Genomic DNA, 15,372 nt, shown 5'->3' with positions numbered 1-15,372 from the left:
CGTAGGTACCCCAGGGGCGCGTACGAGCCCAGGGTTCAGTGGGGGGACACCGGGGGCGCTACGCTCTCGTGCCATGTTGATCGCTTCGGACACCCTGTGGTACGCGCAGACGAACACGTACGTGATCGCCCCCGACGTGGGAGGACCCGCCGTCATCATCGATGCTCCACCGGAGCCGGAGACGATCCTCGCGTCGGTGGCCCGTTACGACCTGACACCGGTCGCCCTCTTGCTGACCCATGGGCACGTCGATCACACAGGCGGAGCGGGAGTCATCGTCGACCGGACCGACGCGACGGCCTATGTCCATCCCGACGACGACTTTCTGACACTTCACCCACTCGAGCAACTGAGGGTCCTCTTCGGGATGACGCCGGACGGGGAGTTCGCTCCGCCGCGGCGGTTCGAACAGCTCGTAGACGGCGCGCTTCTGCACGTTGGGGGGCTGGAGATCGAGGTTCTGCACACGCCGGGTCACACTCCGGGGCACTGCTGCTTCCTGCTGCAAGACACTCTGTTCTCCGGAGATCACCTCTTTGCAGGTTCGATCGGCCGGACAGACCTACCGGGTGGCGACATGGAGACACTTCTGGAAAGCATGAAGGCCAAGATCCTGCCGCTGCCGGACGACACCACGGTGTATCCGGGGCACGGTCCCGCGACTACGATGCGTGCCGAACGCCGCAGCAACCCGTTCCTCCGGAACCTCCGATGATACGCGCACCCAAAGGCACCGACGACATTCTTCCTCCCGTTTCACGGATATGGCGGAGGCTCCTTCGCGCGTGGGACGACCTGACCGAGCGGTATGGATACGACTTCACCATCACGCCGACGTTCGAAGCCACCGAGGTGTTCTCGCGCGGCGTCGGTGAAACGAACGAGATGGTCGAGAAGCAGATGTACACCTTCGTCGACAAGGGCGGACGCTCACTCACCCTGCGACCCGAAGGAACGGCATCGATCATGCGAGCCCACCTCCAGGCAGGGGGCGTCGGAATCCGCAAGGCGGCATATTGGGGACCGATGTTCCGGTACGAGCGTCCGCAGGCGGGCCGTCGGCGCCAGTTCTACCAGCTCGGCGTCGAGTACATCGGGACTGCGTCGCCGCTCGCAGATGCGGAGGTCATCGAACTCGGCTACCGCTATCTCGTTGCTGCGGGTGTGACCGAGGTGGAGGTCGCTGTGAGCTCGATCGGCGACAGTGCCTGCCGCCCCGCCTACCTCGAGCGTTTGCGTTCCTATCTGCGAGAACGCGAGGACCGGCTGTGTGCGGATAGCCGGAGCCGGATTGCATCCAATCCCATGCGTGTGCTCGACTGCAAAGTCTGCAAACCGGTTCTTGGAGACGCTCCGGCACCGGTCGATGACCTGTGTGACGACTGTCGACAGCACTATGACCAGGTCAAGAAGACGCTGGGCGCACTCGACATCCCGTATCGCGAAGACCCGCACCTGGTGAGGGGGCTCGACTACTACACGCGGACCGCGTTCGAGTACATTGCCACCGGGCTGGACACGGCCCAGAATGCGGTTGGTGGGGGAGGCCGCTACGACGGACTCGCGGAGACCCTCGGGGGAAACTCGATTCCCGGTGTGGGGCTTGCGATGGGCCTTGACCGCATCGTGCTCGCGTCCGGCCGCGACAAGATGGACGGCGAGTTGGACGTGTTCATCGTTGTGGCACATCGGCCGTTGGAAGACGATGGGGTTCGTCTGGCGTCGGAGCTGCGTGAGCAGGGTTACAGGGTCGACTTCGACCCGGAGGGAAGATCGGTGAAAGCCCAGTTCAAGATCGCATCGCGTCGTGGGGCGGCGAGAGTCCTCGTGGTGGGCGAGGAATGGGAACGGGGGGTTGTGACGGCGAGAGACATGAAGACGGGGGATCAACGAGAGGTCCTCATCGAGGAGGTTTCGGAATGGCTGAGCTAGACGGCGTGTACCGCAACGCGTATGCCGCGGAAGTGACGGCGGAGCGTGCCGGGGAGACCGTCCGGCTGGCCGGCTGGGTGAGCCGCCGTCGCGACCACGGGGGAATCGTGTTCATCGATCTGCGGGACGCCACGGGGATCGTTCAGGCGGTGATGGACCCGGAGCAACTTCCCGCCGCGCATCAGCTGAAGATGGAGTATGTCATCTCGGCGGAAGGGCAGATACGCAAGCGCCCGGAAGGCACCGAGAATCCCGACATGCCCACCGGTCAGGTCGAGATCACCGTTTCGGGATTGGAGATCTTGTCTCCGGCCGACACCTTGCCGTTCATGATCGACGACCGGGTCGACGTGGACGAACTCATCCGGCTCGAGTACCGGTACCTGGACCTTCGTCGGCCGAGAATGGCCGCGAACCTGCGTGCCCGCTCGACCGCCCTGAGGGCCATGCGTAGAGTGCTGGACGAACGGGGCTTCATGGAGGTCGACACGCCGACCTTGATTCGTTCCACCCCTGAGGGTGCCCGTGACATGCTGGTTCCTTCACGGCTCCGAAAGGGATCGTTCTACGCGCTGCCGCAGTCTCCCCAGCTGTTCAAACAGTTGCTCATGGTCGCGGGCGTCGACCGTTACTACCAGATCGCCCGCTGCTATCGAGATGAGGACTTCCGGAGTGACCGCCAGGTGGAGTTCACCCAGCTCGACGTCGAAGGCGCGTTCTGGGGCCGCGAAGGTGTCTTTGCGACCTTCGAGGCGGTGGTCGTGGAAGTCGTGCGACTCCTGCGCGGGTCCGCTCCGACCATCCCGTTTCCCCGCATGACCTGGCAGGAGGTCATGGATACCTACGGTACGGACAAGCCGGATCTTCGCTTTGGGATGCAGATCCATGATTTGGGTGCCGTGTTCGCCGACTCGGGCTTCGGTGTGTTCTCGTCCGTGCTGGCACAGGGCGGCAGCATCAAAGGCATCAACGCCGGCAAGCAGGGACTCTCCCGATCCGGCTTGGACGGTCTGGTCGAGAGGGCCAGGCAGCTGGGAGCGAAGGGTCTGGTGTGGCTCATCGTGGAGGAAGCCGGCCTTCGGTCGCCCGTCGCCAAGTTCCTCTCCGAGGACGAACAATCCGGCCTGATCGCCGAACTCGGTGCAACCGAAGGCGATCTTCTGCTGCTGGCCGCCGACACGCCCCGTATCGCATCCGCAGTGCTGGGACAACTGCGCATCGACCTCGGCGCGCCGGAAGGACACGACGAGTTGTCGTTCTTGTGGGTGACGGACTTCCCGGTCTTCGAAGTCGGAGACGGCGGAACCCTTGCACCGGCCCACCACCCGTTCACCGCGCCGCTCGATGTCGATGAGATGCGTAACACGCCCGAAACGGCCATCTCGCAATCGTACGACCTTGTGCTCAACGGTTCGGAGCTCGGATCCGGCAGCGTGAGGATTCACGATCCTTCCGTGCAGCGGCAGGTGTTCGAGATCCTCGGGATCACGGATGAAGATGCCGACCGGCGGTTCGGCTGGTTCGTGAAGGGCCTACGGTTCGGAACGCCGCCGCATGCAGGCTTCGCTCTGGGAGTCGACCGTCTGCTCGCGTTGCTGCGGCAAGAGCGATCGATTCGTGAAGTCATCCCGTTCCCGAAAACCCAAACGGGGCTCGACCCGATGAGCGGATCGCCGACCCCTGTGGACGACACCCAACTGAAGGAGCTCGGGGTGGAACTGCGCCCGGAAGTGAAGGCGGAACTCGACGGCTGAGATGGACGACCTGTTCGCAGCCCACCGGTCAGAAGTGAAGTCCAAGGTGGCTCCACTCGCATCCCGTATGCGCCCTGCGACCCTCGACGAAGTCGTTGGCCAACCACATCTGGTGGGTCCTGGTGCAGCCTTTCGTCGTCTGCTCGAAGCCGGCCGGCCGATCTCCATGATTCTGTGGGGTCCGCCCGGAACGGGGAAAACGACACTTGCACGGCTGGTCGCGGGGACTTCGGGCGCCCGGTTCGAACAGCTCTCCGCGACGGCCGCCGGAGTCAAGGACGTGCGACGGATTCTGCTCGAAGCAGAGCGTAGGCTCGGTGAGGAAAGCCGTAGGACGGTGCTGTTCCTCGATGAGATGCATCGTTTCTCGAAGTCGCAACAAGACGCGCTGCTGCCCGGCGTCGAGGACGGCACGATCATCCTCGTGGGCGCGACCACGGAGAACCCGTTCTTCGAAGTGAACTCCCCGCTGATTTCTCGGGCCAGCTTGTTCCGTCTCGAGAAGATCGAACCGGAGGAGCTTGGAGTGTTGATCGACCGGGCAATCTCCGACTCGGAGCGAGGATTGGGTGACAGCGGTATCAGCCTGGAGGCTGAGGCTCGGAGGGCGCTCACCGAACGTGTCGGCGGAGATGCCAGGGCGGCACTGAACGCTCTCGAGATCGCGGCTTCGCTCGCGCTTGGCGCGAAGCGAGTCGAAGTCAGCCGGGACGATGTGGCAGAGGCCCTGCAGCGTCGCATCGTCCTGTACGACAAATCGGGCGATCGCCACTACGACGTGATCTCCGCATTCATCAAGAGCTTGCGAGGATCCGACCCGGACGCCGCCCTGTACTGGCTGCACACCATGCTCGTGGCAGGCGAAGATCCCGAGTTCATCATGCGCAGGATGATCGTCTTCGCGTCCGAGGACGTTGGTCTGGCCGACCGGCACGCGTTGCCCATCACGATTGCCGCCTCGCGGGCCCTCGCCTACACGGGACTTCCCGAGGCTACCTACGCGTTGACGCACGCAGCGCTCTACCTTGCCACTGCCGTCAAGTCCAACACGGTCGCCGTCTCGATTCGCAAGGCACGCGCCGCAGTCGAGGAGACCGCAGGTGCGGACGTGCCGGCCCACCTTCGGTCCGCCGCGTACCCCGGAGCGAAGGAGCTGGGTCACGGCGTCGGATACCGCTATCCGCACGACTACGAAGAACACGTCGTCGCCCAGCAGTACCTTCCCGACGAGGCGGTCGAGCGTGAGTTGTTCACTCCCGTCGATCAGGGAGACGAAGCCGGTATCAGAGAGCGCGTCGCATCATGGCGACGGTTCCTCAGAGGCAAGTGACGACGGGCAACGTGGCGCAAGTGACACGCAGCTCTCTGCACTAACCTGCCTGCCATGATGGTGAGGCTGTGGTGGTTCCTGCTCGGCGCAGGCTCGGGAGCGTGGGGCACGATCTGGCTACTGAAGCGCATGCAACGAGCACGAGCGGCTTTGGCTCCGGCGAACCTTGCGAGACAGAGCGCGCTGACGGTCGCCGATGTCCTTGCAGCCGGAGGCAAACGTCTGAGAGCCCGCTGAGCAATGTAAGGCGCGCATCTCGACGGTGTGCCGAGGACCTCGGTCAGGAAGCCGGCTTCGGACGGCCGGCTTCCAGCGGGAATCGCGACGTTCGCCCTACGGTCTTGACGCCGGGTAGGTCGCGGTACGAAATACGAAGTACGAAATACCCGGTACCGACATCACCCAGCAGACTCCTGACGGCTGACCGCTAACCTGGACGTTTCATGGAATCCACACTCATACGCTCATCATTTCTGCGCTTCTTCGAAGAGAGAGACCACGTCGTTCGTCCTTCGGCGTCGCTGATTCCCGTCGATCCCACCCTCTTACTCACCAACGCCGGCATGGTTCCGTTCAAACCGTATTTCCTCGGGGAGGAACCGCCGCCGTTTCCGAGAGCGGTGTCGGTGCAGAAGAGCTTCCGGACGGTCGATATCGACATCATCGGGACCACGGCTCGTCACTTCACGTTCTTCGAGATGCTGGGGAATTTCAGCTTTGGGGACTACTTCAAGGAGAAGGCGATCCCCTACGCATACGAACTCGTCACCGAAGTGTTCGACATCGACCCGGAGCTGCTGTGGTTCACGGTGTACGAGACCGACGACGAGGCTGCCGAAATCTGGATCGACGGCGTGGGCGTTCCTCCCCACAGGGTGCAGCGCAGGGGAAAGGACAACTTCTGGCAGATGGGTGTGCCGGGCCCCGCCGGCCCATGCTCGGAGATCTTCTTCGATCGCGGCCCTCGGTACGGTGCAGATGGCGGCCCGGCGGTCGACGAGGAGCGCTTTATCGAGATTTGGAACCTCGTGTTCATGCAGAACGTCCAGGATCGCCCCTACCACGTCATCGGGGACCTTCCGGCCAAGAGCATCGACACCGGCATGGGACTCGAACGCGTAGCGATGGTATTGCAGGGCACGGAGACCGTTTTCGACATCGACACGGTTCGACCGGTGCTCGCGGTGGCCGAGCGCCACGCCGGAGTCGAATACGGCCAGGACCCTCTCACGGACGTGTCTCTGCGAGTGCTGGCCGATCACGGCAGATCGATGACGGTGCTCATCGCAGACGGGGTCGTGCCTTCGAACGAAGGTCGTGGCTACGTGCTGCGCCGGGTCCTTCGAAGAGCGGTGCGTCACGCATGGAGACTCGGTGGCAAGGGCGCTGTGACTCCTGATCTCGTCGAAGCGACGATCGATGTACTCGGCGACAGCTATCCAGAACTGCTCGAGAAGAAGAGCTTCATCCAGGATGTGGTGAGCCGGGAGGAAGAGCGGTTTCGTCACACGCTCGCCTCGGGCCACAATCTGCTCGATCAGGCGCTCACGAGCCTGCAGCGCGGAGACAACCTCTCTGGCTCGGTGGCATTCAAGTTGCACGACACGTATGGCTTTCCTGTCGAGCTCACCACAGAGATTGCGGGAGAGCAGGGTGTCGAGGTCGATCTGGAGGCGTTCGAGAGCGAGATGGCCGAGCAGAGGGCCCGGGCTCGGTCCGCATGGCGGGGAGGCGAGGAGGCTGCCGACGCCGGCTCCTACCGGCGGCTCCTCGACAGGGTCGGGCCGTCCGAGTTCCTCGGATACCACGACCTGATCGCACCTGCCTCGGTGGTCGGCATTGTCAGGGACGGCGAGTCTCTGGAGGTCGCGGCGAAAGGCGAGACCGTGGAGGTTTTCCTCGACCGGACGCCGTTCTACGCCGAATCCGGGGGGCAGGTCGGCGACAAGGGCCTTCTCGAGAGTGAAGGCTTTCGAGGTGTGGTCTTCGACACGCAGCAGGCGGTACCTGGACTCACCTCGCACCACGTCAAGGTGACGAAAGGCCGCCTCCAGGTAGGCCAACGCATCGAGGCGATGGTGGACTCGGCTCGGCGTGAGGCAATCTCCAAGAGCCACACCGGGACCCACATCCTTCACTGGTCGTTGCGTGAGGTGCTGGGTGAGCACGTTCACCAGGCAGGATCGCTGAATGAAGCCGGGCGTCTTCGGTTCGACTTCAGCCACTACGGCGCTCTGTCGCAAGAGGAGTTCTCCGAAGTTGAGCGACTCGCGAATGAACGAGTGATCGCCAACCCGGCCGTGCGAGCCTTCACGACCAGCATGGACGAAGCCCGGGGCCTGGGGGCGCTGGCGTTCTTCGGCGACAAGTACGGAGATGTCGTCCGTGTGGTCGAGATCGGCGATTTCTCGAAGGAATTGTGCGGTGGCACGCACACTCAGAGCGCAGGTCAGATCGGTCCGCTCATCATCCTGGGCGAGTCGTCGATCGGCTCGAACCTGCGCCGCGTGGAGGCATACTCGGGTGACAACGCCTATGAGTATCTGGCCGGACTGCGACGGCGCCTGGGCGAGACCGGCCAGATACTCAGGTCCAAACCTGAAGACGTTCCATTGCGGGTCAGGCAGTTGCTCGATCGGACGCGACACCTCGAGGAAGAGCTTTCCGCGTTGCGCTCGAAACTGGAAGCGGAGGAAGCCCAGGTCCTCGTCGCAGACGCCACCGAGATCGGAGGAGTGAAGGTCGTCGTGACCGCCCGGGAGGAGACTCCTCCGGGGCAGCTGCGAGCCCTGGCGTTGGAGATCCGCGACCGCCTTGGCAGTGGGGTCGTCGTCGTCGGCAGCAGCTACGGTGGCAAAGGAGCGCTCGTCGGTGTCGTCAGCAGGGACCTCGTCGCACGAGGTGTCTCGGCTTCCGAACTCATCCTGGCAGGCGCCCGCAAACTCGGCGGTGGAGGAAGCCGAGATCCCGAACTCGCTCAGGCCGGTGGTCCCAGAGGCGGGGAGCTGAGTGCAGCTCTCGACGCGGTCAGGGAAGCAGCCGGAGTGGCGTTGACCGGTCTCTGATGGGTCGCATCCTTGCCTTGGACTACGGAACCACCAGGATCGGCGTGGCGATCTCCGATGCTCTGCGAATCACGGCACAGCCCCTCGCAGTGGTTCCGTCCGAAGAATTCGAAGAGCGACTTCGAGAGCTGACCAAGGATCGTGACATCGACCTGGTCGTCGTCGGCCTGCCGACGTCCCTCGACGGCTCCGAGGGGCCATCGGCCGCCGGAGCACGGCGGCTCGCCGAGCGTGCCGGGGCGATCACCGGTGTCAGCGTCGAAATGGTCGACGAGCGGTTCACGACGACGGCTGCCGAGCGTGTGCTCATCGAAGGGAACGTCCGTCGTCGCCGTCGTAAGGAAGTCGTCGACAAAGTCGCCGCCGCGGTGATCTTGCAGGGCTATCTGGAGACTCTGCGATGAAGAGTGGAGTATCTCGAGCGGTCACGATCATCGTAACCGTCGTTGTGGTCGCCGTCGTTGCCGTCGTGGGGGGACGCAGACTTGCCACCTGGGCCGGAAGCCTGGGAAGACCGACCGACGTCACGGCTTCTTCGGACATTCAGGCAGGTGCGCCGGTCACCATCGAGGTTCCCGCGGGATCTTCTGCGCGGCAGATCGGAATCATCCTTGCAGAGAACGGGGTGGTGTCTTCGGCTCTCGCGTTCGAACTCGCTGTCAGGGGGTCGGGGGAGGCCGAGCGGCTTCAGGCGGGCACGTATCAGCTCGAGACCGGCATGACGGCGGGCGACGCCCTGAACGTTCTCTTGCGGGGGCCCGTCGTCGAGAGTTACCGGGTGACGGTTCCGGAAGGCCTGTGGGTGACCGAGATCCTTGACAGCCTTGCCGCGCAGACCGTGTACGACCGTGAGGATTTCGAAAGCGGACTCAGCAACGTCCACTCATCTCACGGGTATGGCGGAGGAGGTCTCGATTCGTGGGAGGGCGGCCTCTTTCCCGACACCTACGAGTTCGCCCCAGACGCTTCTGCAGAGGAGATCCTTCAGCGCATGGCGACGACGATGGACCGGCGAATCGAGTCCGTGGACTGGAGCGGCCTCGAGGCGCAGGACTTTACCGTGAAGGACGGTGTCATCATCGCTTCGATGATCGAGGCCGAAGCGAAGCTCGATGAGGATCGGCCGCTGATCGCCAGCGTCGTGTTGAATCGACTCGAGATCGGCATGCCGCTGCAGATCGACGCCACCGTGCTCTACGCCCTCGCTGAGCGGGGCAAGGTGCTCAGTTCCAAGGACCTGGAAGTCGACTCTCCCTACAACACTTATCGGGTGCAAGGACTCCCTCCGACACCCATCGGGGCCCCAGGGCTCGCCAGTTTGGAGGCAGCAGCCCATCCAGCCGAGAGTAAGTATCTGTACTACGTCTTGACGGACAAGGCCGGGGGACATTCCTTTGCGGCGACCTACGACGAGTTCCTCGCACTCAAAGCCCAGGCAAAGCGTGACGGGGTCATTCCTTGACGTACCAGGTACCCGGCACTTCGTATTCCGTACTTCGTCGATCGCCGGTAGCCGACTGCTGATGGTTGACGGCTGGTCGTGGTGCAAACCCCTCAAGCCCACCGACGCCGGCGCCGACACCTGAGTCGAGAGAGGAGGGTTCGGAATGTCGTTGAGCGGTGCGCTGGAGTCGTTTCCTGTGGTTGAAGTCCTCAAGCTCGCTGGTCGAACCGGGAAGACCGGCGTTCTGCGCGTCGACGCGCAGGGTCTCGAAGCACGAATGTACCTTGCCGAAGGGCAACTGAGTTTTGGAACGACCAGGCGCGACGAGGAGTTCCACAACAAGCTCGTCGACGCCGGGCTGGTCGACCCGAGAGCCTGGGTCGACGTTGAGCGAAGAGAGCGCAGCATCGCCGACATCCTGAGCGAAGGCGCAACGCAAGAACAGCTCTACGCGTTCATGCTCGACCAGATGGCCGACGTGCTGTTTCGTGTGCTGCGAGAGACGAGCGGTCGCTTCGCGTTCTCAGAAGATGTTGCCCCGCGGTTCGAAACGGGGGTCCTCCTCGATGTGGAGCAGTGCGTTAGCGAGGCGGAGCAGCGCCTCAGTCGATGGAAGGAAATCGAGTCGGTGATTCCAGGCGTGGCGTTCCATCTCAGCCTTGCACCGGACGCAGCAGACGGATCTCCGGTGCAGATCGACGCCCAGGAATGGCGCGTCCTCGCCAGTTTCGTCGGCAGTGGCACCGTCAAGGAGGCATCCAGACGGCTCGGCTGGTCCGAGTTCAGAGCTGCCGAACTCATGGCGGCCATGGTGCGTCGCAACATCCTCGTGGTCGCCGATCACAGGCCCGAAGGTCGCTACACCTACGGGGAGGACGGGTCTTCGCACACCAGATCGGGTGCCCCCACGATCGAAGTTCTCGGCCCGCGCCTTCCTGCCCCTCCCAAGGACGCAGACGAGGAACCAAAAGAGGAGCCAAAAGAGGAGTCAAAAGAGGAGTCAAAAGAGGAATCCGACTCCGAAGTGATTCGCTCCGCCCTGTCGGACATCGTCACGCCGTCTGAGCAGGAACCGCCGGCCGGACCGAAACGCCGCCGGACCCTCGGTGCCATCATTCGAGAGGCGGAGTGACATGGGTGAAGACCGATGACGAGTCGCAGCATGGTCCGCAAGGACTCGGGACATCTCGGCGCGCTACTCCTCGAAGAGGGAATCGTCACCCAAGAGGCGCTGGATCGAGGACTCGAGATCCACAACGAGGCCGGTTTGCCGCTCGCGCGGGTACTGCTGGATGAGCATCTGGTCGACGAGAGAGATCTTGTTCGCGTTCTCGCACGCTCCATCGGCCTGGACTTCGTGGATCTTCGTGAAGTCACGGTCGACCCTGCCGCCGCCTCCCTGATCGCAGAGTCGCTTGCCAGCCGTTACGCAGCGATTCCGATCGGTTTCGAGGACGACCGTCTCGTTGTGGCGATGGCGGACCCGGCGAATGTGCTTGCCATCGACGATATTCGTGCGATAACGGGTCGCGAAGTCATTCCGAAGGTGGCGACCCGTAGCGATGTCGACGAGGCGATTCGGAGGATGGCTGCGTTGGACACGTCGGTGTCGGACCTCGCCGAGCTTGCTGCGGAGGACTCGGTCGAAGCTCAGAGCCTGAACGCACTCGACGCGGCTGCCGACGAAGCGCCGGTCGTGAAGCTGGTCAACATGTTGATCACGAGAGCCTCCGCGGATCGTGCTTCCGACATCCACATCGAGCCGACCGAACGGGACCTCCGGGTGCGGTTTCGCATCGACGGCGTGCTGCACGAGATCATGCGAACGCCGCGATCGATCACCAACGCCGTTGTCAGCAGACTCAAGATCATGGCCGACATCGACATTGCCGAGCGGCGTCGGCCACAGGATGGTCGTATCAGCCTTCGCGTCAGCGGTCGCCAGCTCGACCTGCGCGTCTCTACGCTTCCCACGATCTACGGCGAGAAGGTCGTCATGCGTCTTCTCGATACCTCAACGGCTCTCCTCGAGCTCGAGGACCTCGGATTCTCGCCCTACACGCTCAAGGGATATGCCGCTTCCTACGAGAAACCATATGGAACGATCCTCGTCGTCGGTCCAACCGGGTCCGGGAAATCGACAACGCTGTACGCAACGCTCAACGTTCTCAACAAGACCGAGACGAACATCATCACCGTCGAGGATCCTGTTGAGTATCGACTGCCCGGCGTGAACCAGGTACAAGTCAACAGAAAAGCAGGGTTGACTTTCGCCTCCGGGCTTCGGTCCTTCCTCCGTCAAGATCCAGACGTGATGCTCGTCGGAGAGATCCGTGATACCGAGACCGCCTCGATCGCCATCGAATCTGCACTCACCGGGCACTTGGTGCTTTCGACGCTACATACGAACGACGCGCCTTCCAGCGTGAGCCGCCTGATCGAGATGGGAGTGGAGCCGTTCCTGGTCGGGTCCGCACTCGACTGCGTTCTCGCACAGCGTCTGGCGCGCCGGCTCTGTGAGAACTGCAGGGACGAATATGAACCGACCGAGGCGATCCTGGCACAGGCAGGATTCGATGAGGTCCCGAAGACACTGCAAAGGCCTGTCGGCTGCAAAATGTGCTCCAACACGGGCTATCGAGGGCGAGTCGCGGTCCACGAACTGATGACCGTGACCGAAGAAATCGAGCGTCTCGCAGTGGAGCGTGTGTCCACCGATGTTCTCAAGAAGGCGGCGATCTCGGCAGGGATGCGGACTCTCCGCCAGGACGGCATGGTGAAGGTTGCCGCGGGCGTGACGTCACTCGAGGAGATCCTTCGAGTCGTGGTGTGAATCGTTCAAGGAGCGTTTGGTTGTCGCCGAAGCTCCTGTGAGAAGGAGAAACCAGTGAGCGGAGCATCGCGAAAACTTGGAGAGCTGCTCGTTGACGGTCGTCTGCTATCACGTGACGCACTCGAGGCGTTTCTCGAAGAGGAAGCGGCCACCGGACTTCCGCTCGCCAAACTACTCGTCGAGGGGGACCACGTTCGAGAGGAGGACGTGCTTCAGGCAGTCGCCTCCCGTGTCCACATGCCATATGTCGATCTGGATGAGATCTTCATCGATCCTCGAGTAGCCGGGCGTCTGGAAGCATCCAAGGCCAGGTCTCTCGTGGCCGTTCCGGTCGAGGAGGCGGATGCGTCATTGGTCGTCGTGGTCGCCGATCCATTCGGGGAGAGCATTCACTCTGAACTCGAAGAGGCGGTCCAAGGTCCGGTGACACTCGGCCTGGGAACGCGAGCCGCGATTCATCGTGCACTGGACTCGATCCACGGACCGATCGAAGAGGCCAGCGTGCCGGATCCCGGGCGCGAACCAGTCATCAGCGACCTGCTCGCCTACGTGATCGACCACGAGGCGTCAGACTTGCACCTGGCCGTCGGAGTCCCGCCGCAGGTCCGAATCAACGGTCACCTCCGGCCGATCCCTGGTTACGAGGCGCTGCCGCCTGCCACGTTGCGCCGTCTCATCTACGGGATCCTCACCGAGCGCCAGCGTGAGAAGCTGGAAGAAACTCTGGAACTCGACGGTTCGCATCCGCTGCCAGGTCGCGGGCGCTTCAGGATGAATGTCTTCTTTCAGCGGGATTCGGTCGGCGCGGTCTTTCGTGCCATTCCCACAGAGGTCAAATCCCTGGCAGAGCTTGGCATTCCAAGAGTGGTCGACGAATTCGCCGACTACCAGCGAGGTCTCGTCCTCGTCACCGGTCCCACCGGATCGGGCAAGTCGACCACGCTGGCTTCGATCATCGACCAGATCAACGAGCGACGGTCGGCACACATCCTCACCGTCGAGGATCCGATCGAGTTCCTGCACCGGCACAAGAAATCGATCGTCAACCAGCGAGAGGTCGGCAACGACACACTCGGGTTCTCCCAGGCATTGCGTCACGCACTTCGCCAGGATCCGGATGTCATCCTGGTGGGGGAGATGCGGGACCTCGAGACGATCTCGACAGCGTTGACCGCGGCGGAGACGGGCCACCTCGTGCTGGCCACTCTGCACACGCAGGACGCGGCACAGACGATCGACAGGATCATCGATGTGTTTCCGGCTCATCAGCAGCAGCAGGTGCGGGTCCAGCTGGCAGCATCCCTCCAGGCGGTGATGACCCAGCAACTGATCGAGACGAGAGACGGAACGGCGAGAGTTCCGGCCGTCGAGATCCTCATCGCCACCCCTGCCATCCGAAACCTCATCCGTGAGACGAAAACGCACCAGATCGCAACCGCGCTTCAGGCGGGGGGGAAGTACGGCATGCAGACCATGGATCAGGCACTCGCCGCACTCGTCCGCAAGAACAAGATCACATTTGCTCAGGCGACCGAACGGTGCATGAACATCGAGGACTTGCAGCGGCTCGTCGGCAGAGTCGCATAGGAGGAAGTCATGGTTGCCACGTTCACCTACCAAGTTCGGGACGAACAAGGGCATTTGCATTCCGGCGAACTCGAGGCGGGTTCATCGGGAGCGGCGGCCAAGGCCCTCCGGGAGCGTGGGTACACGCCCCTGTCCCTGGAAGAGAAGAAACAATCCGCCCTCCAGAAAGAGATCACGATCCCCGGTCTCGGGGGGCACATCAAAGCGAAGGAAGTCGCGGTGTTCTCCCGGCAATTCGCGACGATGATCAACGCCGGCCTCTCGCTCCTTCGGTCGCTCGATATTCTCGCCGAACAAACGCCCAACAAGGTGTTCGCTCAAGCCATCAGGGATGTCAAGACCGACGTGGAGAAGGGGAGGAGCCTCTCCGAGGCGATGCAACGTCACCCGAAAGCGTTCAACCGGCTCTATGTGGCGATGGTTCGTGCCGGAGAGATCGGAGGCGTTCTCGACACCACGCTGCTCCGGCTGGCCGATTCGCTCGAACGACAGGTGGAGATGCGGGGCAAGATCAAGTCGGCGATGACCTACCCGGTCGCCGTGCTCGGCCTTGTCGTTCTCATCCTGACGGCGATGCTGATCTTTGTCGTCCCCATGTTCGAGAGCATGTACGCAGACCTCGGTGGCACGCTTCCCTTGCCGACCAGGATTCTCCTCGGCGTGTCTGGATTCACTGTGTCGAACTGGTACATCATCTTTGGAATCACGCTCATTGGAGCCTACGGCTTTCGACGCTGGGTGAGTTCAGAGCAAGGCAGGTTCCTCTTCGACCAGATCAAGCTGCGGCTGCCGATCTTCGGTGAGCTCACCCGGAAGAGCTCGATTGCTCGGTTCTCGGAGACTCTGGCGTCCCTGACCAGAACGGCGGTCCCGATCCTGCAGGCAATGGACATCGTGGCCGACACCGCCGGCAACGCAGTTGTCGCGAAGGCCATCCGGGATGTGCAAGCCTCGGTGAAAGAAGGCGAGTCCCTCGCTGGACCGCTGTCGGAGCATCCGATCTTTCCGCCGATGGTGGTACAGATGCTGGCAGTCGGTGAAGAGACCGGAGCGCTGGACACGATGCTCGACAAGCTCGGAGAGTTCTACAACGCCGAGGTGAACGCAACAGTCGACAGCCTCACGTCGTTGCTCGAGCCGTTGCTGATGGTCGTGCTCGGCGGGTCCGTAGGGACGATGATCATCGCCTTGTACATGCCGATGTTCAATCTCATCAACCTGGTTCAATAGCATTCAACGTCTGTGCCAAACCCCGCTTTGCGGGGTTCCGTCGCGTCCATCGGACGCGCCAGGGTTGCTGCCTTTCCCAGGAGACCTGCTCCACCATTTCCTCCCCCAGCGAGGGCTCTGGCGAGCGTTGGGGGAGGTGTCCTCGGGGTTCTGGCCGAGGACGGAGGGGGTCCTGGCGAGCGTTGGGGGAGGTGTCC

The 15,372-nt window shown here is 62.8% G+C and carries 12 protein-coding genes; all 12 read left to right on the top strand.

What is annotated here, in order from left to right:
- Positions 1–73: 73 nt before the first annotated feature.
- The 12 genes from GWP04_04185 to GWP04_04130 all read left to right on the top strand — a co-directional run bounded on the left by GWP04_04185 (position 74) and on the right by GWP04_04130 (position 15,175).
- Positions 74–715, top strand: a complete 642-nt coding sequence (locus GWP04_04185) for an MBL fold metallo-hydrolase (protein NIA24746.1) — start codon at positions 74–76, stop codon at positions 713–715.
- Positions 712–1,932, top strand: coding sequence for a histidine--tRNA ligase (locus tag GWP04_04180; GenBank protein ID NIA24745.1), 1,221 nt, complete (start codon positions 712–714; stop codon positions 1,930–1,932). The genes GWP04_04185 and GWP04_04180 overlap by 4 nt, the downstream gene beginning before the upstream one ends.
- The gene (gene aspS / locus GWP04_04175) at positions 1,920–3,686 is read left to right on the top strand and encodes an aspartate--tRNA ligase (protein ID NIA24744.1); all 1,767 of its coding nucleotides are present in this window, start codon (positions 1,920–1,922) and stop codon (positions 3,684–3,686) included. Before GWP04_04180 ends, aspS begins: the two co-directional genes overlap by 13 nt.
- Position 3,687: 1 nt before the next feature.
- A complete protein-coding gene (locus GWP04_04170) occupies positions 3,688–5,016 on the top strand; it encodes an AAA family ATPase (GenBank protein ID NIA24743.1) in 1,329 nt (442 codons plus the stop codon).
- Between the two features lie 54 nt (positions 5,017–5,070).
- Positions 5,071–5,253 carry a hypothetical protein gene (locus GWP04_04165; protein ID NIA24742.1) on the top strand — a complete coding sequence of 61 codons (183 nt, stop codon included), beginning with the start codon at positions 5,071–5,073 and terminating at the stop codon, positions 5,251–5,253.
- Positions 5,254–5,459: 206 nt separating this feature from the next.
- Complete coding sequence (gene alaS, locus GWP04_04160; protein ID NIA24741.1) at positions 5,460–8,081, top strand: alanine--tRNA ligase; 2,622 nt, start codon at positions 5,460–5,462, stop codon at positions 8,079–8,081.
- The gene (ruvX, locus tag GWP04_04155; protein NIA24740.1) at positions 8,081–8,485 is read left to right on the top strand and encodes a Holliday junction resolvase RuvX; all 405 of its coding nucleotides are present in this window, start codon (positions 8,081–8,083) and stop codon (positions 8,483–8,485) included. The genes alaS and ruvX overlap by 1 nt, the downstream gene beginning before the upstream one ends.
- Positions 8,482–9,543, top strand: a complete 1,062-nt coding sequence (gene mltG / locus GWP04_04150; GenBank protein ID NIA24739.1) for an endolytic transglycosylase MltG — start codon at positions 8,482–8,484, stop codon at positions 9,541–9,543. Before ruvX ends, mltG begins: the two co-directional genes overlap by 4 nt.
- Positions 9,544–9,688: 145 nt before the next feature.
- The gene (locus GWP04_04145) at positions 9,689–10,657 is read left to right on the top strand and encodes a DUF4388 domain-containing protein (GenBank protein ID NIA24738.1); all 969 of its coding nucleotides are present in this window, start codon (positions 9,689–9,691) and stop codon (positions 10,655–10,657) included.
- A gap of 15 nt (positions 10,658–10,672) precedes the next feature.
- The gene (locus GWP04_04140; protein ID NIA24737.1) at positions 10,673–12,358 is read left to right on the top strand and encodes a type II secretion system protein GspE; all 1,686 of its coding nucleotides are present in this window, start codon (positions 10,673–10,675) and stop codon (positions 12,356–12,358) included.
- 54 nt (positions 12,359–12,412) lie between these two features.
- A complete protein-coding gene (locus GWP04_04135; GenBank protein ID NIA24736.1) occupies positions 12,413–13,945 on the top strand; it encodes a PilT/PilU family type 4a pilus ATPase in 1,533 nt (510 codons plus the stop codon).
- 9 nt (positions 13,946–13,954) lie between these two features.
- Entirely contained in the window at positions 13,955–15,175 is a 1,221-nt protein-coding gene (locus GWP04_04130) for a type II secretion system F family protein (protein NIA24735.1), read from the top strand.
- Positions 15,176–15,372 lie beyond the last annotated feature (197 nt).

Source organism: Gammaproteobacteria bacterium, assembly GCA_011682695.1.
Lineage (GTDB): Bacteria > Actinomycetota > Acidimicrobiia > Spongiisociales > UBA4744 > BMS3Bbin01.
The sequence above is the reverse complement of the archived record's forward strand: the minus strand, read 5'-3'. Positions and strand labels throughout refer to the sequence as shown.